The sequence below is a fragment of the SAR202 cluster bacterium genome (assembly GCA_016872355.1).
Lineage (GTDB): Bacteria > Chloroflexota > Dehalococcoidia > Lucifugimonadales > VGZY01 > VGZY01.
In genome coordinates this window covers 1-18,371 of sequence record VGZY01000035.1, presented here as the reverse complement: position 1 = coordinate 18,371, position 18,371 = coordinate 1, and the positions used below count along the sequence as shown (strand labels likewise).

The 18,371-nt window shown below is 61.2% G+C and carries 18 protein-coding genes and 1 tRNA gene; 7 read left to right on the top strand and 12 right to left on the bottom strand.

Annotation, left to right across the window (positions count from 1 at the left end):
• Window positions 1-33: 33 nt before the first annotated feature.
• The gene (locus FJ319_08820; GenBank protein ID MBM3934387.1) at window positions 34-759 is read right to left on the bottom strand and encodes a ribonuclease activity regulator RraA; all 726 of its coding nucleotides are present in this window, start codon (window positions 757-759) and stop codon (window positions 34-36) included.
• On the opposite strand from FJ319_08820, the gene FJ319_08815 reads away from it, so the two are divergent.
• Window positions 577-1,719 carry an NAD(P)-dependent oxidoreductase gene (locus FJ319_08815; protein ID MBM3934386.1) on the top strand — a complete coding sequence of 381 codons (1,143 nt, stop codon included), beginning with the start codon at window positions 577-579 and terminating at the stop codon, window positions 1,717-1,719. The two genes, FJ319_08820 and FJ319_08815, sit on opposite strands and share 183 nt — an antisense overlap.
• Here FJ319_08815 and FJ319_08810 read toward each other — a convergent pair.
• The 5 genes from FJ319_08810 to FJ319_08790 form a co-directional block, all read right to left on the bottom strand.
• On the bottom strand, window positions 1,638-2,114 hold the full coding sequence (locus FJ319_08810) for a DUF2283 domain-containing protein (GenBank protein MBM3934385.1): 477 nt from the start codon (window positions 2,112-2,114) through the stop codon (window positions 1,638-1,640). The two genes, FJ319_08815 and FJ319_08810, sit on opposite strands and share 82 nt — an antisense overlap.
• Window positions 2,111-2,407, bottom strand: coding sequence for a hypothetical protein (locus FJ319_08805; GenBank protein ID MBM3934384.1), 297 nt, complete (start codon window positions 2,405-2,407; stop codon window positions 2,111-2,113). Before FJ319_08805 ends, FJ319_08810 begins: the two co-directional genes overlap by 4 nt.
• Window positions 2,408-2,480: 73 nt before the next feature.
• Window positions 2,481-3,866, bottom strand: coding sequence for a hypothetical protein (locus FJ319_08800; protein ID MBM3934383.1), 1,386 nt, complete (start codon window positions 3,864-3,866; stop codon window positions 2,481-2,483).
• Complete coding sequence (locus FJ319_08795) at window positions 3,844-4,617, bottom strand: hypothetical protein (GenBank protein ID MBM3934382.1); 774 nt, start codon at window positions 4,615-4,617, stop codon at window positions 3,844-3,846. Before FJ319_08795 ends, FJ319_08800 begins: the two co-directional genes overlap by 23 nt.
• A gap of 54 nt (window positions 4,618-4,671) precedes the next feature.
• Window positions 4,672-7,884 (bottom strand): glycosyltransferase, encoded by a 3,213-nt coding sequence (locus FJ319_08790; GenBank protein MBM3934381.1) that lies wholly within the window; start codon window positions 7,882-7,884, stop codon window positions 4,672-4,674.
• A gap of 20 nt (window positions 7,885-7,904) precedes the next feature.
• On the opposite strand from FJ319_08790, the gene FJ319_08785 reads away from it, so the two are divergent.
• Genes FJ319_08785 through FJ319_08775 form a run of 3 tightly spaced genes read left to right on the top strand, consistent with a single transcriptional unit; the run spans window position 7,905 to window position 11,674 of the window.
• Complete coding sequence (locus tag FJ319_08785; protein MBM3934380.1) at window positions 7,905-9,491, top strand: iron ABC transporter permease; 1,587 nt, start codon at window positions 7,905-7,907, stop codon at window positions 9,489-9,491.
• Window positions 9,488-10,543 carry an ABC transporter ATP-binding protein gene (locus FJ319_08780; protein ID MBM3934379.1) on the top strand — a complete coding sequence of 352 codons (1,056 nt, stop codon included), beginning with the start codon at window positions 9,488-9,490 and terminating at the stop codon, window positions 10,541-10,543. Before FJ319_08785 ends, FJ319_08780 begins: the two co-directional genes overlap by 4 nt.
• Before the next feature lie 24 nt (window positions 10,544-10,567).
• On the top strand, window positions 10,568-11,674 hold the full coding sequence (locus FJ319_08775) for an extracellular solute-binding protein (GenBank protein ID MBM3934378.1): 1,107 nt from the start codon (window positions 10,568-10,570) through the stop codon (window positions 11,672-11,674).
• Between the two features lie 652 nt (window positions 11,675-12,326).
• Here FJ319_08775 and FJ319_08770 read toward each other — a convergent pair.
• Window positions 12,327-13,280, bottom strand: a complete 954-nt coding sequence (locus FJ319_08770) for a hypothetical protein (protein ID MBM3934377.1) — start codon at window positions 13,278-13,280, stop codon at window positions 12,327-12,329.
• Between FJ319_08770 and FJ319_08765 the strand changes: the two genes are divergently transcribed.
• The 3 genes from FJ319_08765 (at window position 13,258) to FJ319_08755 (ending at window position 14,839) form a co-directional block, all read left to right on the top strand.
• Window positions 13,258-13,554 carry a hypothetical protein gene (locus FJ319_08765; GenBank protein MBM3934376.1) on the top strand — a complete coding sequence of 99 codons (297 nt, stop codon included), beginning with the start codon at window positions 13,258-13,260 and terminating at the stop codon, window positions 13,552-13,554. The two genes, FJ319_08770 and FJ319_08765, sit on opposite strands and share 23 nt — an antisense overlap.
• A 400-nt stretch (window positions 13,555-13,954) precedes the next feature.
• Window positions 13,955-14,368: a hypothetical protein gene (locus FJ319_08760; protein MBM3934375.1), complete on the top strand. Its 414-nt coding sequence runs from the start codon at window positions 13,955-13,957 to the stop codon at window positions 14,366-14,368.
• A 15-nt stretch (window positions 14,369-14,383) separates the two neighbouring features.
• Window positions 14,384-14,839, top strand: a complete 456-nt coding sequence (locus FJ319_08755) for a hypothetical protein (GenBank protein MBM3934374.1) — start codon at window positions 14,384-14,386, stop codon at window positions 14,837-14,839.
• On the opposite strand, the gene FJ319_08750 is transcribed toward FJ319_08755, so the two are convergent.
• The 5 genes from FJ319_08750 to FJ319_08730 all read right to left on the bottom strand — a co-directional run bounded on the left by FJ319_08750 (window position 14,836) and on the right by FJ319_08730 (window position 17,971).
• Entirely contained in the window at window positions 14,836-15,069 is a 234-nt protein-coding gene (locus FJ319_08750) for a hypothetical protein (GenBank protein ID MBM3934373.1), read from the bottom strand. The genes FJ319_08755 and FJ319_08750 overlap by 4 nt on opposite strands.
• Window positions 15,070-15,369 (bottom strand): hypothetical protein, encoded by a 300-nt coding sequence (locus FJ319_08745; protein MBM3934372.1) that lies wholly within the window; start codon window positions 15,367-15,369, stop codon window positions 15,070-15,072.
• Window positions 15,370-15,465: 96 nt separating this feature from the next.
• Window positions 15,466-16,161, bottom strand: coding sequence for a DGQHR domain-containing protein (locus FJ319_08740; protein ID MBM3934371.1), 696 nt, complete (start codon window positions 16,159-16,161; stop codon window positions 15,466-15,468).
• Between the two features lie 939 nt (window positions 16,162-17,100).
• A tRNA-Gly gene (locus FJ319_08735) sits at window positions 17,101-17,175 on the bottom strand.
• A gap of 91 nt (window positions 17,176-17,266) precedes the next feature.
• A complete protein-coding gene (locus FJ319_08730) occupies window positions 17,267-17,971 on the bottom strand; it encodes a response regulator transcription factor (GenBank protein ID MBM3934370.1) in 705 nt (234 codons plus the stop codon).
• Window positions 17,972-18,371: the final 400 nt, after the last annotated feature.

The following is an 18,371-nucleotide window of genomic DNA, read 5'->3' as shown; positions in this document are numbered from 1 at the left end:
CCAACCACCAACTACCTACTACCAGCTACCGTCTTACCCCGGCCGCTTGCGGCCCGTCTTCTCCTCGTATAGCTTCCACGTCCGCTCGTTGAACGGGTAGTACTTGCCCGGCGAACACTGCTCTATCTCAAGCTGCTGCTTGATGATGTGCTCCACGTCCTCCCTCTGCTTCGCGACCTGGATTACTGTGTCTACCATCGAGCGCGGCACCACCACCACGCCGTCGTCATCGCCCACGATGCCGTCGCCGGGGCGCACCAGGACGCCGCCGCACTGGATCGCATCGTTCACCTGCCACGGCCAGAAATCGGCGGGACCCTGCTTGGCAGTAGTGCTGTAGGAAAATACCGGGAAGTTGTAGCCCTTCAGCGTGCCGCTGTCGCGGACGGAGGCGTCCGTCACCAGGCCTCCGACCTTGCGCTGGTGCAGGCGCAGGAACTTGATGTCGCCGCCGATGGAGGCGTAGCCCCACCGCATCGCGTCGACAACAAGCACCTCGCCGGGTCCGCACAGCTCAAACGCGACGTACTCTGCGGACTGCTCGCCCTTCGGCTTGTCCTCGACCAGGTCGGGCCGATGCGGGACGAAGCGCAGCGTCACGGCGCGGCCTGCCATCTTCTGACCGGGCTTCAGCGGCCGCGCGCCCTCTATGTAAGTCTGCGGCCAATTCTTGACCCACAGCGCGTCGATGATCGTCTGGGTAGGGATCTCCCGGAGCTCAGTAAGCTGCGCGTCCGGGATCGGAGGCAGGTTCGGCATGTGTCGGCACCTCGAAAAGTAGCTGGCCGATATTGTAGGGGAGCGACAACTTGCCGTCCACAACACATGGGCCTAGAATACGCCATCAGTCCGAAAATGGAATATCCAAGGAGTCTCTACATGCGTGTTCTAGTCATCGGCGCGGCAGGTAAGGTCGGAAGTACCATAGCGAAATATCTGGGCACTAAACATGAGCTTCGCGGGATGGATGTGGTCCCTATGCCCATGTACAAGGACAGCGTTATCGGAGGGGTAGCGGACTGGGACGCGGTCTACAACGCGATGAAGGGGATGGACGGTGTGATGCACCTGGCATACCTGGGGCACGATTGGGAGCCGTCCCTCCAATCGATGAAGGGCACGTACAACGTGTACGAGTCGGCGGCCAAGCTTGGGGTCAAGCACATCGCATTTGCCAGCAGGGGCGGTGTGGTCCCGAGCTCGTACTACCCGCAAAGCATGACCCGCACGGCGGAGACGCTGCCGAGACCGGAGAGCTACTACTCGATCACGAAGGTATTTGGCGAAGCAATGGGCGACATGTACTCCGCCAAACACGGCATGAGCATCGTCTCTGTGCGTATCGGCAACATGGACCCGACCCGAGAGAAGGTAACCCACCCACACATGCTCAGCCCGCGCGACTGCGCCGCAGTATTCGACGCAGCCATCCGCTACGACGGCGGCAAGCATGTCAGGGTCTACGGCGCCTCCGACAGCAACTGGCCGCTGTACGACCTGGACCACGGCCGCAAGACGATCGGCTACTACCCCCAGGACAAATCGATAGTGCCGGAGGACCAGATCCCCAAGGCATATCCGGCGCCACGTCTAATGGAAAAACCCGGCCGAATGGCCGGGCTTTTCGTCTTCCTGTATCACTCAGTAGTCTTATTGTTGCCGGTGATATACGGCGCCTTTGACTCCGCTATTCTCCGGGCGACTCCGACCCTGCCATAGCGCGCGGGTGTGATAGCGATGGGTTGGGGGATGATCCAGTCCCGCCCAACAAGCCGCGCGCCTTCGAACCGCCCTTCCGCAAGCAACTGGCGCACGCGGCGCTCGCTGACGCCGAGCCTCTCAGCGGCGACGCGCACCGGCACGGCAGGCTCCGGCTGGGGACCGCCAACGAGCACAGCGTCGATGGCATTCTGGTCCATTGCAGTGCTGGCGTGTTGGACCATCATGCCGATTATCCTTCCGGAAGAGTCCAACCTCGCGAGCACGCGATCATCGTTCGTGCCGACGTACGACCCTTCAGCATCCTCCCAGAGCACCTCGAGTATGTCTCCAAAGGCGTCATAGGTAACCCTGACCTGCCTTCGCTCTTGCGTTTCCATTTCTTTCCACCTCATGGGATGTCCGGGACTTCATTCACCACGTAGGCCGTAACCACGTAGGCCTCACCCGGCAGGTACTTCACAGCTACGCAGATGTACTTGTCGCCTTCCCACACATTGGGATAGAACCGGTAGAAAAGCCTTGACCGCGGGTCCCAGCGGGACGGGCGGCGGGCATCCGGCGAAGCAAGAACGACAGGAATCTGGTCCAGCAGACCTGTCATCTCCCGGTGCTTCTTCGGTATCTCGGCGGCCGCCGCGTCAGTGAAAGTGACAATTCGCCCGGCCTCGTCAAGGTACTGCTTCATCCTGCGTTCCTCCAGCAGTATACCGCATGCGGTATACTGTCTGCAAGACTTGTGTTTGGCTTTTCCCTCTCCTCTATCCCTCCCGTAGCGCCTCCCATACGGCAGCAGCAACTGAAACCGCTCCCAGTGCGAGCCAGGCAGCAGTAACGATGTACGTCTCTTCATTCCAGAGCCGGTAGTCAGGAAACAGCGGCTTGAGGTGGCGGAAGAACGGCGCACCCATCTCGAACGGGTCCACCGCGACTACAATTTCCCGGACATGTCCCGAGAAAGCCAGCGAGGCGGTAACGGCCAGGCTGTATGCCGCAAGCGCGACCGCCAGCGCCCTGGCCCACGCCCTGCCCTCCTTGAGGTACAGGACGATCGGAACGGCAAACAGCGGGACTACGGTCGCCATCGTCCTGCCCGGGAACCACCAGCCCATCATGGTTATGACGACAAAAGTGGCGATCAGGAGCTGCGCCCCGATCAGTGCTGCAACGAGCCTGCTCATAGTGTCGCGGGACATCGCAAGCACCGCCCCGGGAATCGCCAGCAGCAGAAAAGGCGACCAGCGCCCCAGGCCGAAGCGCTCGTCTATGAGGATGCCCCAGAGCCGGTAGAAGCGTGTCCCGAACGCCACATGGCTGTCCAGAAGCTGCGCGACGCCCTCGCCCGCGTAGACCATGTTCACGTTGTAGGGCGTGAGGCCGCCGTAGGTGTGGAGGTGGAACCAGACGTAGTGCAGGCCCAGCGCCAGCCCCCCACCGGCGAGCGCCGCCCTGCCCGACCACGTCGCGCGCCAGAGAAAGCACGCGGTTGCGATAAGTCCCAGCGGGAAGTACTTCACTCCGAGCCACGGCAGCGCCAAGACTGCCAGGACGAACAGGAGCGCCCTACCGGCTCCGGCGCGGCCACGCAGCGGAACCAGGAGCAGCGCCGCGATGAGTGCCAGCGCCGCCGGGATCTCCGGGTATATCTCTGTCGCGTAGACGAACGGAGTGGCGCACAGCGCAACAGCCAGCGTGGCCAGCCAGCTCAGCAACGCAGCGCCTGTGACACGGGCTGTGAAAACGTAAGCAAGCGCAAACAGCAGCGCCGCCGTGAGCAGGAGCTGTACCTGCGCGCCCAGCCTGCCAGCCAGCGCGAATCCGGGGAGCAGGTACACGGACAGGCCGATATTGTGTGGGCTGAGGATTCGCCCGTCCCCGTCCGGCACGGACTGCCTCCACAGTCCGTCCTTGTGGTCGAAGAAAGAGGCGTACGACCGCGATTCGTACTGGTTGGCCAGGTCCAGGTCGCCGTCCTCCAGGAGGCTCTGGGTCGTGATGAGGTAGAACGGCTCGTCGCCCGTTATCGTCGCCCCGCGGGAGGCGCGGATGTCCACAGAGAACGCATATGCCGCAACCAGCAGGGCGAACATCGCCGGCGCGGCGAGTGATCTGAGCCGGGCGGGGCTAAAGGACTTCGCCCAGGCCATTCAACGCGTCCGCATGCGCCCGGTCAAAAGCCGCCAGATCGCCACGCTTGGCGGCGCCCTGCATGCCTGCCATGGCCTTCTGAATAGAGTCGTCCAACTGGCTTTGGGGTTGGCCACGTCTGGACATGGCAAGTAGGAGGAACGGCCTGCCGCCTGTTTCATCGGTCGCGCCGGCGTAGAAGGCCCAGGCGGCGTCCACCGCCGCAACTGCCTCGCTCCCCTTCCCATCCGCGAGCCTCGCTCTCGCTGCGGCCAACTCGGTTAATACCTGCGCACGCACAACGGCGAGCGTCCCCGCCCGCACGGCCTCCACACGGGCGATGTCGGATGCGCCTGCGCTCGCCCCGGTGCCTTTGAGCGCGGCGTCGATTGCCGCGTGCGCGGACGGGTGGGTGGCCATCGCCATGCCGCTGAGCGAGCGCAATGCGCTGGCCACCGTTTTGGAATAGCGGCCGTTCTCGTAGATCGCCGCAACCGCCGCCCAGTCTACCGCCCCGCCGCCGGCCGCCGGCGCCACGATCGCCAGCATGTCCCGAACGTCCAGCGCGATGTTGGCTTGCGGCTGAACATCCGTCTCCAGGAAGTAGATTTGGGGCGGTCCGATTGTCGGCGCCGGTGTCGGAGGGGGGTCCACGGCGGAGACGGAGACGTTCCCGTCCACGCCGTTAAGGATGGTGATGCCGGGCCTGTCTTCCCCCGGCTTATCTGCGCAGCCCGTCGCCAACACAGTGAGAGTGGAGACAGCAACCATTGCGAGACTGCTAACTGGAGACAGAGCGGGCCACTTCATGTTGATGCACATCCTTCAGGCAGTCAGTATCTCTCTTAACATAGCTGTGGGCACGCGCCACAGGTACGCCGGACCTATAAACGACCGTCCATATTTGCGGGTGCGGTAGGAAATGGGCACCTGCGCAAGGCGCATGCCCTTCTTGAGAAGGTCAAGGGTCAGCACCTGCGCGTGGTTATAATTGTGGACGATCTCGGCGCACTCCAGCGCGCGCCTTGAAAATGCGCGCAGTCCCGTCTGCCCGTCCGATATGACGCGGCCGGAGAGGACTGTGACTGCTGCATTCAGGAGCTTATTACCTATGTACCTTACCGGCCGCTGGCCGACGCACTTTCCCCGATATCTCGATCCCAACACATAGTCAGCGGTGCCGTCCAGCACCGGCTCCAGCACCTTCGGGATATCCGCCGGGTCGTACTCCCCATCGGCATCGATATATACCGCCGCCCGGCAGTCCAGCCTCACCGCCTCTCGCATGCCGGTCCGTAGCGCTGCTCCAAGGCCGAGGTTTCGTGCATGGCGAACGACTACATCCGCTCCATGCTGCGTCGCCGTCTCGGCGGTGGAGTCGGTAGAGCCGTCGTCTACCACTATTACCACCGGCCGCTGCAATGAGTGCCTCGGCAGCGCCAAAAGGACGGCCGGCAGGCCCTCCGCTTCGTTATATGCAGGGATGATTATTGCGGTGGGCGCCGCCGCATCGTCAACGGTCGAAAGCAGGCTCCGGCCTGCAGACATTTCAGGCGGCGCGACGCCAAGTAGCTGTGAAATCGTTGGCGCAATATCGATGATCGATCGTTGCTCATCTACTACCCTGCCAGGATCCACGCCTGCCCCCCAGAGGCCGCCTGGCACAACGGCCTCCGGCGGCGTCAGGTGACCGTGCCCACCTATCCCCTTCCCCTGGCCGTGGTCAGACGTGATTATGACGGTGGCGTCCGCCAGCCTCCCCGTCCGCTCGCACCAGCCCAGGAACTCATCGATGATACCGTCCGTCTGCTCGATCTTTTCCAGGTATTCCCGGTTGTAGCTGCCGCGAGAGTGGCCGGCCTGGTCCACGCTGATGAGATGGAGCACCAGCAGGTCGGGGTCTTCCGCCTCCATGACGGCCTTAGCGCGCGCCACAAGGGCATGGTCGATCTCGTCGTTGTGCATGACGGCGGTGACAGTGGCCACGTCGTCGTGCCCGAATGCATCGATCAGGTGGGCGATGCCCACCACTTTCCCTTTGAGGCCCTGCGCGCGCAACGGACCGAAGACAGACTCGCATTTGACGCCGAGGCTGGGCACGAAGTTGCTCCCCATGCCGTGCACCTTTGGCCCCGCGCCGGTGAGCATAGAGCTGAAGCAGGTCACGGTCCGGGCAGGGTAAACCGTCCTGAGGTCCGTGAATGCCGTGCCTTCCTGCCGCAGACGGTCTATGCATGGCGTCCGCGCCTCTCGGAGACGGTCGGCGCGACAGCCGTCGATCACAATAACGATGACCCTGCTCGCCACGCGCCCGTGCTTCGAGGTCGGCAGACGGCGGGGCTCCAGCGGCACAGGCGGCGCCCAGGTGAAAAACCACTGGTGCAGCAGGACTGTCGCCACCGCGAGGGCTCCCACAAATATCTCCACCCCTGCCACTACCGGCAGCGAAAAGTCGGCTGCAAGGTGCTGGAACAGAAAAACGATTAGAAGGACCTTCGGGACCTGCTCCAGAAAGTTGCCGCTCGTAGGGTCCGGGTTTTCGATCACCATGCGCCAGAACCGTGTGAAGTTGGTCCAAGGCGCTCCGATCCTCAAGTGGTAGTACAAAGATCCCCAGAGAATTACCGTGAAGAAGAAGTACGCCGCCAGGACCACCGCAACGGCCTGAGGCGACCCGCTCCCGAATAGGGCCGCCGCCGGGATGAGGGCAATCCATAGAGTCCACCGCAATCTGAGCGGGTAGTCGTACCGGTAGAACAGAAGAAACAGCGGCGAAAGGCCCAGGAGAGATCCAACTGCGCGCAACGCGCTCGCGCCGTCCGAAAGCGAGGGGAATGTCAGTACGAGGATAATGGCGAGAGTGAATACGACCGTAAAGGGCTTGCCTTCGTTGACGATGTTCCAGGCTCGGGCCGCCGCGACTTCGAAGGCGGAAGCCTTCCTGGCATCGGACCTCAACCCGCGCACGACTCCCGGCGGGTTACTGACCGGGCCGCGGAGCTCGATCATCACCAGCGCGGGCGCGACGGTGAGGGAATAGGCGAACTTCAGGCCGTGCGCCAGCAGCGCCAGCGTAAGTCCTTCCTGTAACGGGACTCCATAAAGCGCCAGGGCACCTGCCATGGTCGCCTCGTAAACTCCGATGCCCCCAGGGGTGAAGCGGAAGGTCTGGAACAGGACTGTGAAAGCCGTGGCCGCCACGGCAGCATGAAACGGTATGCCCGTCCCCATGGCGATCGACGCGACGTAGAGCACCGCGCCGTCCAGCGCCCAGCTCGGCAGCGTCCACGCCGCGGCCGACACGATGCGCCTGGGACCGATCTCCTGGACTGCGGCCGCGAGCGCCTGGAACGGCAGGTGCAGCCGCCATGGTAGCCGGGGAAGTCGGTGCGCCTGAGGCAGCAGAAGCGCTGCCGCACCGAGCAACAGGCATGCGGCCGGTAACAGCAGCGCCTTCATCGCCGTAGCAGCGCCGGTGGCAGCCCACAGCATGAGGAGCGACGACAGCACCAGCAGCACGGTGAAATCGACCATCCGCGCGACAATCGTCGTTGCCGCGCCCTCGGCCATCGGTATCCCGCGCCGGGCTGCGAGGTATGGCCGGACAACATCTCCCGCTGAAATCGGCAGGACGTGGTTTGCGAAGAGCACACCGTGGAGGATACGCGTGAGGCTGGGCAACGGTGCAGGCGTTTTGAGCAAGACGCGCCACGCGATAGCCCGGAAAACGAACGCAGCGCCGAATGCGCCTACAAACGCAGCCAGCAGCCATGGACGAGAGAGCAGGCCGCCCACGGCTTCCGCAAGCCCGGACCGGTCCACGCTGCGCGCGAGGACCGCCGAAAAAAGTAGAGTGAGAGCCAGGGCGAGGAAGAGACGCGCCTTTCCCGTGCGGCGGGCCAAATCAGCGACATTGAGGCGCGAGGTGGGGCCTATGTGGTTCGTGTGCATGTGCAACGGGCTCATCGTTCGGCGAATAGGCATGCTATCTGGTTTGATAAGTATATACAAAATCGTGGGATAAATATATACTCTCATACGCGCCTATGAATATCAGCATTCCATATGCAATAAGGACCGGCGGCCCACCGCTCTTGATCGTTATTGCCGCCGCCGTGGTTGCGACGGCGATGGCGTTGCCGCTAACGTACCTGGTCATTCGAACTGCCGCCGCCGGGGCCGTCGCCTGGGACATTATCTTCCAGTGGGACACAGCCCTCATCATGGGCCGGACCCTTCTGCTTGCCCTGGCCGTCACCTCATCCGCTCTCGCGATTGCCCTGCCCGTGGCATGGCTGACCGTTCGCACAGACATGCCCGGGCGGAGAGTACTGGCGGTGGCAACAACTCTCCCCCTCGTCGTCCCGAGTTACGTGAATGCGCTTGCCCTTGTCTCCGCCCTCGGGCCGAGAGGAATTCTCCAGCAGTGGCTGGAAGGGCCGTTCGGGGTGGACAGGCTACCGGACATCCACGGCTTCCCGGGCGCCTGGCTGGCCCTGACCCTTTCCACCTACCCCTACCTGCTGCTCAGCATACGCGCGGCGCTATGGGGGATGGATCCGGCGATGGAAGAGGCCAGCCGGAGCCTTGGGCGCAACGCGTGGTCCACCTTTCGGAGTGCCACACTACCGCATCTTCGCCCGGCCATCGCCGCCGGCGGCCTGCTGATCGCCCTCTACACAATGGGCGACTTCGGCGCAGTGGCACTGATGAGCTTCGACTCCTTCACCCGCGTGATCTTCGTCCAGATTGAATCGTCGTTCGACCGGACGGTCGCAACGGCGCTTTCAATCGTCCTGGGCCTTTTCACGCTCGGTCTGGTAGTCGCGGAGCAGCAGGCGCGAGGCAGGGCGAGCTACCATGCCGTGGGCCTTGGCGCCCAGCGCCCGCCGCTTACGGTCAAACTGCGCCGGCTGCGCTGGCCCGCCGCGGCGTTCTGCGCCCTGGTTGTGCTTTCTGCGCTTGGACTCCCTGTTGCCGTCCTGCTCTACTGGCTCAGAGAAGGCCTGGCGCACAACGTGGAGATCACCTTCCCCACGCGCAGCATCCTGAACGGCGTCTACGTGTCCGGGTTCGCCGCCCTGGGCGCGGTGATAGCCTCAGCGCCTATCGTGGTCCTGGCGGTGCGCTTTCCGGGGCGGCTTGCGAGGATAGTAGAGGGCATGACGTGGACAGGCTTTGCCCTGCCCGGAATCGTCGTCGCCCTTTCGCTGGTCTTCTTCGGCATTAACTTCGCCACCCCGCTCTACCAGACCGCGCCAATGCTCATGTTCGCGTACTGTGTCCTCTTCCTGCCGGTTGCCGTGGGGGCCATTCGCACCTCGCTGTTGCAGCTCAGCCCGCAGATTGAGGAATCTGCGCGGAGCCTGGGGAGCGCGCCGCTCGGGGTGCTGGTGCGTGTCACCGCGCCGCTGGTCTGGCCGGGCCTCATGGTCGGGGCGGCCCTGGTATTCATGACTACCATGAAGGAGCTGCCGGCGACCCTTCTCCTTGCGCCTGCCGGCTTCCGGACTCTCGCGACGGACCTCTGGGCGGCCTCTGCCGCGGCATCGTATTCGAGGGCGGCCGTGCCCGCGCTTCTTTTGATCCTCGTTTCCACTGTGCCGGTCGCGATTCTCCTCAACAAGGAGAATCGCGGCAGATGAGACAGGCCACCGAGCACGGACCGATTCTCTCGGTCGAGGGGTTGACGAAACGCTTTCGCGGGGGCACGCTCCCGGCAGTTTCCGGCCTTTCGTTAACAATGGGCGCAGGAGAGACACTGGCCCTCATGGGCCCGAGCGGCTCAGGCAAGACAACAACGCTACGGCTCATCGCAGGATTCGAGACTCCCTATGAAGGCAAGGTCAGTATCGCGGGCCGTATCGTAGCCGTTCCAGGGCTCTCGGTGCCGACGGAGCAACGCGGGCTGGGCATGATGTTCCAGCAGTTCGCCCTCTTCCCCCATCTGACCGTTGAACAAAATGTGGCCTACGGCCTCGCCGGCCTCCCTCGCGAAGAGAAGGCGCGCCGCGTCGAAGAGGAGTTGCGGGTCGTCGGCATGGACGACTTCAAGAAGCGGTACCCCCGCCAGCTGTCCGGCGGGCAGCAGCAGCGCGTCGCACTCGCCCGCGCGCTTGCGCCGCGCCCGGTGGTAATGCTCATGGATGAGCCTTTCGGCAGCCTGGACGCCAGGATGCGGACGGAGATGCGGCGGGACGTGAAGGCGGTCCTCCGGCAGACGAACACCACCACCATCCTGGTCACTCACGACAAGGACGAGGCGTTTACCCTCGCCGACCGAGTGCTGGTCATGAAAGACGGCGTGATGCAGCAGCTCGATACACCCGACAACATCTACCACAGGCCCGCGAACAGGTTCGTTGCCGAGTTTGCAGGGATGGCCGACTTCGTGGCCGCGCGGTTCGAAGACGGAGCGGTGTCGACCGAAGTGGGACTCTTCAGCTACCAGGGCCCTCGGCCAGATGGGCCATTCGACCTTCTCCTGCGGCCGGACACAGTTGAGGTCACCAGCTATCCGAACGGCGACTGCGCGATAACGGGGAGAGAGTTCAAGGGTGCGATCAACCTCTACTCCGTTCGGCTCCCTTCGGGCAAGACCATCTGGAGCGCCATGCCGTCACAGCAGGTGCACCGCGTGGGCGAGAGGGTTAAAGTCCGAGCAAAGCCTAACAGCATAGTCCTCTTCCCCAGGTGATTAGCTCACTACCGCCTATCTCTCATCCCCGCCCGTGTGTGTACATCGCATTCCACTTTGTATATACTTACTGAAGCTATTAGCATACGTCCTGCGCCCACGGAGGTTGCCGTGTTCGGGTCTCTTCGGCGTCCCGCTCTCCTGTTCGTCGCCTCGTTATTGACCGCCGTTGTCGCCATATCTTGCTCGTCCTCGAGCGACAATACCGTCACCCTCTACACAGACAGGGGCAGCCTCGAGATTGGAAGCCTGTTCGAGGATTACGCCACCGCCAACAATATCTCTTTGAAGGTGCGGAGCGGCTCCACTGGCGAGCTCACGGCGCTGCTCCTGGAAGAAGGTAACAGGACGCCCGCGGACCTGATCTACATAGAGTCCGGCGGCGCGTTGGGCCACCTGGCCGAGGCGGGGTTGCTGACCGAGTTGCCTGGCGACCTCCTCTCGAAAGTGGACACGAAGTTCAGATCGCCTGACGGCAAATGGATGGGCGTCACCGGCCGTATACGTACCATCGTCTACAATACAGCCAGGATCGACCCGAAGGACCTGCCGGACTCCATCCTTGGCTTCACGGACCCCAAATGGAAAGGCCGGATCGGCTGGGCGCCAGGACACGGTGAGACACAGGGCTTCATCACGGCGCTCCGTTCCACACTCGGCGACGCCGAAACCGAACTCTGGCTCAGGGGCATCCAGGCCAACCAGCCGGTGGTCTACGGGAACAACATCGCTATTACGCAAGGCGTCGCGTCCGGCGCGGTGAACGTGGGATTCGTGAACCACTACTACGTTCACCGGTTCATCGCCGAGCGCGGGGAGGCGTTCGGCGCGCGCAACTACTACTTCGAGAACGGCGCGCCAGGCTCATTTGTGGACGTGAGCGGTGTAGGCCTTATTGCCACTTCGAAGCACAAGGAGAACGCGCTCAAGCTGCTGACGTATCTGGCAGAAGACGAGGCCCAGCGGTACTATGCGCAGCGCGTTTTCGATTTCCCTGTGGCCAGCACGCAGTTCCAGCCGGCAGGCGTCCCACCGCTTGCCACCCTCCAGCCGCCGGACATAAACATCTCCACGCTCACAGACACGCAGGGGACCGTGCAGCTGATGCGCCGCGCCGGCGTTCTGCCGTAGGGGGACCGCTCAAATCAAGCATTCGAATTGGGCTATCCTGGAGAAGACGAATTGCCGGAGGCCCGTGTCCATTTTCGGTAGGGGCGGGTCTGAGACCCACCTGCTCCAACTAATTCGATTCTCCGAGTTTTGATTCTTGCCTTGCCCGCTGTCCTGGGCCTAACGCTCTGAAGGAGCGTGTTCCCTGAGCCCAGCCCAACGGGCTGGGTAAGGTCCGGCATAGCAAACGGCCTGAAGGGCTGTGTTAAGTCGACAGCGAGGAATGCGCCAGACACAGGCCACGTTGACATGGCCTGGATAACACGCCCATTCAGGGCGTTTCGTTAATTGGTCTCTTTACCCAGCCCGTTGGGCTGGGCTCAGGGAACACGGCCATTCAGGTCGTAAGGCCGAGATTCGCATGCTCGGAAATCGAATTAGTTGGTGCAGGTGCCACGCAGGGCCGCCCCTACCGAAAAGCTTCGCCTCCAGCGCGCGCCTGGAGCACAACGAGTGCGGGCCTGAGACCCGCCCCTACCGAACACCGCAATATGCCCTGGCGCCGAGCAGCAAGCGTCGCACACGGCAGAAAGCAAACAACCGGCGCGGGCATGGTACCCGCGCCGGTTGTTTTGTTCATCTGGTGAAGCCGTCGCCTCGACTCGTCCTCCGCCTACTTTAGCGTGGCGGGATCAACCACGTCGCCAGCGGGCAGGCGCAGCGCCGATGCCGTGCGGTTGAGCGCGGCGATGGCCTCATCGCGCTTCTGTGCTGTGAGGGTGGACGGCGCCGCGGTGAAATAGGCCATAATCGTCCTGTCCGCAGCCGCTTCTGCCTTCGCCACCCACGGCTGGATAGCCATGTAGCTGTAGTAGCCCTCTACCTGGTAAGCCGCCGCGGGGTTGGTAAACCCGCCCTGCGCGCTCTTGAGGGACTCGTTCATGCCGCGGACCGCGCCCAGGTAGAAGATCGAGTTGAACTTCGCGTAAACCTCGTCGCGGGCTGCGTCGGCGGCCGCCTGGTCCTTAGCGGCGCCGGCCTGGTGCAGGCGGTACATCGCCTGGCGAATCGGGGTATCGAGCGTCCCCGGGCGGCTGAAGTACTGCTCGAGCTTCACGGAGTGCCCCGCCAGCCCCGTCGGGTACTTCCCATCCTTTTCCTCTCCCACGTAGACCGCCCACCCCTCATCGGCCAGCTTGGGGTTGAGGTCCTTTGCGCCGCGCTCGATATAGTGGCGCGACCACACGGATATGGTCCTGAGCAGGCCTTGCTGGATTGCATAGACGCGCTGGAGCGGAGTATAAGACGCGGCCGGGCCGGTCCCGACGATGGCGGCGATAACGGGGTCATCCAGGAACGTGTGGCTGCAATAGAATGCGACGGCGTCCGGGAGCTCGCGCGTGCGCGCCGGGTCCAGGGCGAACCCGCGCATAGGACGGGTCCCCGTGCCCACCTTCGCAATCTTCGCTTCTTCATAGATCTTGAGGATGTCGCCTGCAGGCAACGGCTTGCCCTCATTGATCACCTGTCCGGTCAACGACACGATCTCCTGGTGGTCGCTGGCGATCTTTATGTATATTTCCCGGTTTGTGGTCGGTGTGTAGATGCCGTCCGACTTCGTAGGCACGGCTGTCGGCGCGGGATTGGCCGGCGCCACTGTTGCCGTCGGTGCAACTGACGGGGTCGGCACAGCCGTCGGCGCCGGCACAGGCAAGCAGCTTTGCGGATTGACCGCAACGGAAGTGGGCGCTCCTGACGGCGCTGTCGTTGCCGTGGCAACTGACGCTGCCGGCACGGTAGTAGGCGTCGACGACGAATTGGCACCGGAATCGCAGGCCACTATTCCGGTTAGCGTCGCAAGTGAGAGGACAACAGGGGCAAAGGCCAACTTCTTTCGATGAACTGCGATGTACTCCTTACATCCACAATATGTATTGCTTTGCTGTTTCGTTTCGGCCATGCGAGACATTCACTTCGTATATACCAAGTCAGTTGAAGATATTATACGATGCCAAAAGCAGTGTCAACAGAAAGAGAATTAGATGATCGACGCGCTCAGGAATGTGTAGTGCTGGGGGACCGGTGCATTCTACGAAAAAGAACGGGCCATCCAAGTGGATGGCCCGTTCTGAGGCAACTCGGCAATTCATCTGTCGGCGGCGCTAGTGAACCCGCGGCCCTCAGCTTAGGAAGCAAAACAAGGAGTAGGGCTGGCAGGGCTGCTTTTATACTTGTCTTAAAATTCGTACAACTACACCAAGGAAGGCGTAGCCAGAACCATGCCCATGGGGTTACGATCCAATGAAGCTTGAGTGCAACAAGTGCAAGCCAGGGGGCAGAAGCATGGAAGATCTAATCGGACAGGCGGCCGAGACCATTCGTAAGGCGGTCGAGGAGTATATGCCCGCGAAGGTCTATTGTCTGATATCTGGAGGCAACGATTCGAGCGTGGCCTCTCACCTGGCCGCCAGTTATGGCCCCCGCGTGGATGGCCTGGTCCACATCAATACGGGCATCGGGATTGAGGACACCCGGGAGTTCGTGAGAGAGTACGCGAGGTATCTGCAATTGCCCTTGACTGAAAAGCACCCTCCCCGTACCTACGAAGAACTGGTTCTCGAGTATGGGTTCCCTGGCCCGGCAGCCCACAGGTACATGTACAGCTGGCTCAAAGAAAGACCCCTGAGACAGGTCCGCCGCGAAGCTCAGAGTTAGCGCAAGGATCGTGTTATGTTTATTACGGGAGTGCGGAAGTCAGAATCTCAGCGAAGGATGGGGCACGTCAAAGAGGTTACAAGGGACGGCAATACGGTCTGGGTCGCGCCAATCCTGAACTTCGACCACCAGGCTTTGTTATCGTACAGGCATAAGCACGAACTCCCGACGAACGAAGTCACTCAGATTCTGCATATGAGCGGCGAATGCCTATGCGGCGCATTCGCAAAGCCTAATGAGCTTGAGTACATAGGCATGTTTTATCCGACCGTCGCCAAGCGCATCAAGAACTTGGAGGCCGCAGCTCAGTCGAAAGGACTCAGGAGTTGCAAATGGGGGACCTTGGACTCGTCAAAACTCAGGAAGGCGCCGGGACCACTTTGCCCGGGATGTGCCTTCGATCCCAAGGAGCCGGAGGCCGGCATGATCATCACCGTCACGAAGCCAATCCCGGTGGGCGCCAGCACCTAGAGAAGCTTTGGCGGCTTGACGTTGGCATAACGGAGATGCTCTATTTGGGCGTCCGGATCGTCGACTGCTTTGCGGTAACTGTTTAACAAGGACTCCTCAGAAGTTTTCGCCGACAAGTCGGCGCCAACCATATAGAGCATCAAGGCCAGAGCGATGCCGCCGCGCCTTGGCATCATACCTTCGGTCTTTGACCACAGCAGTCGATTCCACGGCTCTTTGTTTAGGTGCATCTACATTTTTGACAACGTGGCTACCGCTTCAGACAATGGCAGGCGATATTTGTCAGTAAGGCGTCCAACGGCCTTGCTAAAATTAACCAGGCCCACAGGACGAAATAGCAAATGGCCCCCGGTGTCGGCCGACCGGTAGTTACCCGCCAGACCATCAGCCGGTTCACCGGCCATTACCGTCCGGATGGCATCTACATGCTTCTGCAAGAGGTCCCAGAAATCGACCGAAGTCTTGAATATTTCATCAAGCACATAATCGGGCGGCCGCAGGGTCTTCCGCTTCGAAGGCACGACTTTCAAATGGGCACCGGAGATCGCTTTGATGGAGTCATAGAGAGACGTGATGCCGGTGATGCACGTTTTATTGTCCGGCTGGATTTCGGTCGTCGTTGAGAATTAGATGAAGTGGTCCTTTTCCCCAAACATCGCTCCATCCGGACTGTAAAACCCCTCATGTTCCGCCAACATACGACGTGTGATTATTGCCGATGGATCATCTTCATCTATGGCAATGATCTCTCCCTTTTTGGTCGGTACCGCGTAGCGGTTAAGCCTGGGAAAGACCCTCCTCACCCACTGCACTGATGCGGGGTCGCTTTGGGCCGCAACGAAGATGATCGTCAGTTCATCGTCTTTTAATGCCGGGTTCTTTTTTAGAGCCAGCTTAATCCCTTCAACGCGGTGCTGACCGTCTATAGCAAACAGTTGCTCATCGCCACGCAACTCCAAAATACCCAGCGACTCCTCGAACCTCCTATCGAGCTCCGGGATACCCACCAGGGGATTCGGCTCAACATCAAGGGCGAAGAAGCGTGGCTCTCCCCCTCTAACGCCAACTACGATGGCGCTGAAAAACCTCTGCTGCTCTTCGAGAAGATAGCCAGCGACTTGCTTGTACCTGCCCTGCACTTCGCGTTGCACCATCTCGTCGAAGCCTTTGGGTTGAAGGAATTCTTTGGCCCTCTTGATGCGCGAAGCAACATCGCTGGATGGCAATGTGGTAACGCAGTACCACCAGTCGCCGATGTGGCACCTGATGGCTGGCAGCCTCTTCATTTCGGGAGCGGGCGAGGGTGTGGAAGTAGTGGTCATGGCTCATTCTCCGTTGCGGGACCCTGAAATGCCCCTACAGGCGGTTTAGGTGTTGCCGTCCCCATCTTGTTCAAAGGCGGTCGCAGCGCTTTGATCAAAGAGTCTTCGCAGTGCTCTATCTTCTTGGTGTCCCTTATTGGAGCCCAATAGAACCAGGCCGAATCTTTCCATTTGGTAAGAGCCAATGCGATTTCTATGCGACGCGGATTGGCGGTCTTGCTTTCCGATAAATACTCCAGGTAACGCTCCCTGAAACTTCGGTCTTCGCCACGTTTCGCACCCCCGACCCTGCCCACATAGAACACATACTCACCGCCAGGCTGCCCGGCGGCGGTAGGCCGGACTACGAAGGAGTAAACGCCCTTGGAGTTATTGGGTACCTGGGTAACGTTATTATCTGTGAACGGAACTTTACGCCACCGCAGGCGGACAGGAGGCGCGCACATCGACCAGAGGAGGGGCGCCAATACGAAGGCCCGCGTGTGCCCTTCCACTTGTTGGGAATAGAAGCCATACCATTCTTTTGGTGTCGCAAAGACCGGCAACATTAGCCCTCGACAGCCTTGGTAAGTGCTCTCTGCAAAAAAAACAAGTCCCCGCCGTGATCCTCGGCGGGGTCCACCCCGATTGTTTCAGATGTACTAGCGGATACTGCTCATAAACACGAACTCCCGCGACCTGCGGGAGTTTCCAAAACAAGCTCGGCCCCCCGTCCCGGCCCCTAACTCGTGCCGAATTGGATCGTACTTGTCGACTAGCAGCTTATTCATTTCGCCTTGGCGTCAGCCCTATTGTTTGTACTCTGAGTCATTGAGTCAATTTCGAGGGCGTCGGCGGAGACCTTATTTGGAAGCGCCCGTTCTTGTTCCGAGGTGACAAGCCCCGAAGTAATGCCTTCTATGGCCTGCTTGTCAACCTGGTACCATGCCGAGAGACGGTTGGAGCGGGAGACGGGATTTGAACCCGCGACCCTCTGCTTGGGAAGCAGATGCTCTGCCCCTGAGCTACTCCCGCTCGGCGAATGGGGGGGGCTTACGGGCGGAACCCGTACTAGTGAGATTCTAGCAGGCGGCGCAACATCCATCAAGGCGTTGCACCGGACCGGCTACCAGGGCTCTGGGACCTCTCCGCGGGACTGGCCGGTGGCCTTGAGGTATGCAAGCACAGCCTGCACACGAGCGTGCTGGCCGTTCTCGGGCGAAATACCGAGTTTGCTGAATATGCTGTTGATGTGGTGCTCAACCGTGCGCGGCTGGATGTACAGGATGCTCGCGATCGTCTGGTTTGTGCAGGCCTTGGCCACCAGGGCCAGCACCTCGAGCTCCCGCTTGGTGAGGTCCTTCAATGGCGACGAATCGGAGATTCCCCTGTGCTGAGTCAGGCGCTCCACCATTATTGGGTCAAGCACCGTCCTGCCTGAGGCAACATCGTGAATGGTGCGGATAAGCTCGTCGAGACTGCCCAGAGTGTGTTTGAGCAAACAGGCCTTGCCCTTGGGATCGTCCTTGAGGAACTTCCGGATGTACTCCGACTCCTCGTATGCCGAGAAGAGCATGATTCCGATGCTGGGTGTCTTCTCTCGTATCTTCTGGGCGGCAATGATGCCGTTGATCTTCGGCATCTTCACGTCCATTATCACCACGTTCGGGCGCAGCACAGGGATAACATTGATCGCCTCCTCCCCATCGCTGAAGGCGCCCACAAGGTCCACGGACGGCGCGTGTGAGATCAGCATGCCGAACGCCTCGCGGATGACCTCCTGGTCGTCCACGATCGCTACCTTGATCTTCTCCTGCTCTCCCGCCACCATACTCAGCCCTCCAGGGCCGCAGTCAGCCTGACTGCCACGAATCCCGACATCCTCGGGCTCCGAGTGGGTAACCCCCTCTGGGTGCCACCACCAAGGTGCATGGCGGGCTTTCCCCAGAGACACATTGCGCTTTCTACACGCCCCGTTGGGTAGCCGCTCAGATTAAACCCGGCGCAGTCATCTCTAAGCTAAGAGTGTACTCAATGCAACGCGCTTATCTTCCTATATTTCGCAGATAAGTCAAGTCCCGGCAGCCGGCGTGTCAATGCTCAATGACTTTGTCAGTCTTACTGCTCAGTGATTTTGTCAGTACGACTGGTTTTGGTTGAATCAGTCTCGATCTCCAAGGGTGATCTGGACCCGGCTTTCGATCCTTGGGCGTGGAGAGGGGCGTGCTGGA

Coding starts and splice junctions, on each gene's coding strand:
- FJ319_08810 (MBM3934385.1), bottom strand. CDS start 2,114: ATGAGGTGGAAAGAAATGGAAACGCAAGAGCGAAGGCAGGTCAGGGTT.
- FJ319_08765 (MBM3934376.1), top strand. CDS start 13,258: ATGCCGTCCGACTTCGTAGGCACGGCTGTCGGCGCGGGATTGGCCGGC.
- FJ319_08815 (MBM3934386.1), top strand. CDS start 577: ATGCGGGACGAAGCGCAGCGTCACGGCGCGGCCTGCCATCTTCTGACC.
- FJ319_08795 (MBM3934382.1), bottom strand. CDS start 4,617: ATGGTTGCTGTCTCCACTCTCACTGTGTTGGCGACGGGCTGCGCAGAT.
- FJ319_08805 (MBM3934384.1), bottom strand. CDS start 2,407: ATGAAGCAGTACCTTGACGAGGCCGGGCGAATTGTCACTTTCACTGAC.
- FJ319_08750 (MBM3934373.1), bottom strand. CDS start 15,069: ATGCACCTAAACAAAGAGCCGTGGAATCGACTGCTGTGGTCAAAGACC.
- FJ319_08800 (MBM3934383.1), bottom strand. CDS start 3,866: ATGGCCTGGGCGAAGTCCTTTAGCCCCGCCCGGCTCAGATCACTCGCC.
- FJ319_08760 (MBM3934375.1), top strand. CDS start 13,955: ATGAAGCTTGAGTGCAACAAGTGCAAGCCAGGGGGCAGAAGCATGGAA.
- FJ319_08755 (MBM3934374.1), top strand. CDS start 14,384: ATGTTTATTACGGGAGTGCGGAAGTCAGAATCTCAGCGAAGGATGGGG.
- FJ319_08820 (MBM3934387.1), bottom strand. CDS start 759: ATGCCGAACCTGCCTCCGATCCCGGACGCGCAGCTTACTGAGCTCCGG.
- FJ319_08730 (MBM3934370.1), bottom strand. CDS start 17,971: ATGGTGGCGGGAGAGCAGGAGAAGATCAAGGTAGCGATCGTGGACGAC.
- FJ319_08790 (MBM3934381.1), bottom strand. CDS start 7,884: ATGAGAGTATATATTTATCCCACGATTTTGTATATACTTATCAAACCA.
- FJ319_08740 (MBM3934371.1), bottom strand. CDS start 16,161: ATGACCACTACTTCCACACCCTCGCCCGCTCCCGAAATGAAGAGGCTG.
- FJ319_08780 (MBM3934379.1), top strand. CDS start 9,488: ATGAGACAGGCCACCGAGCACGGACCGATTCTCTCGGTCGAGGGGTTG.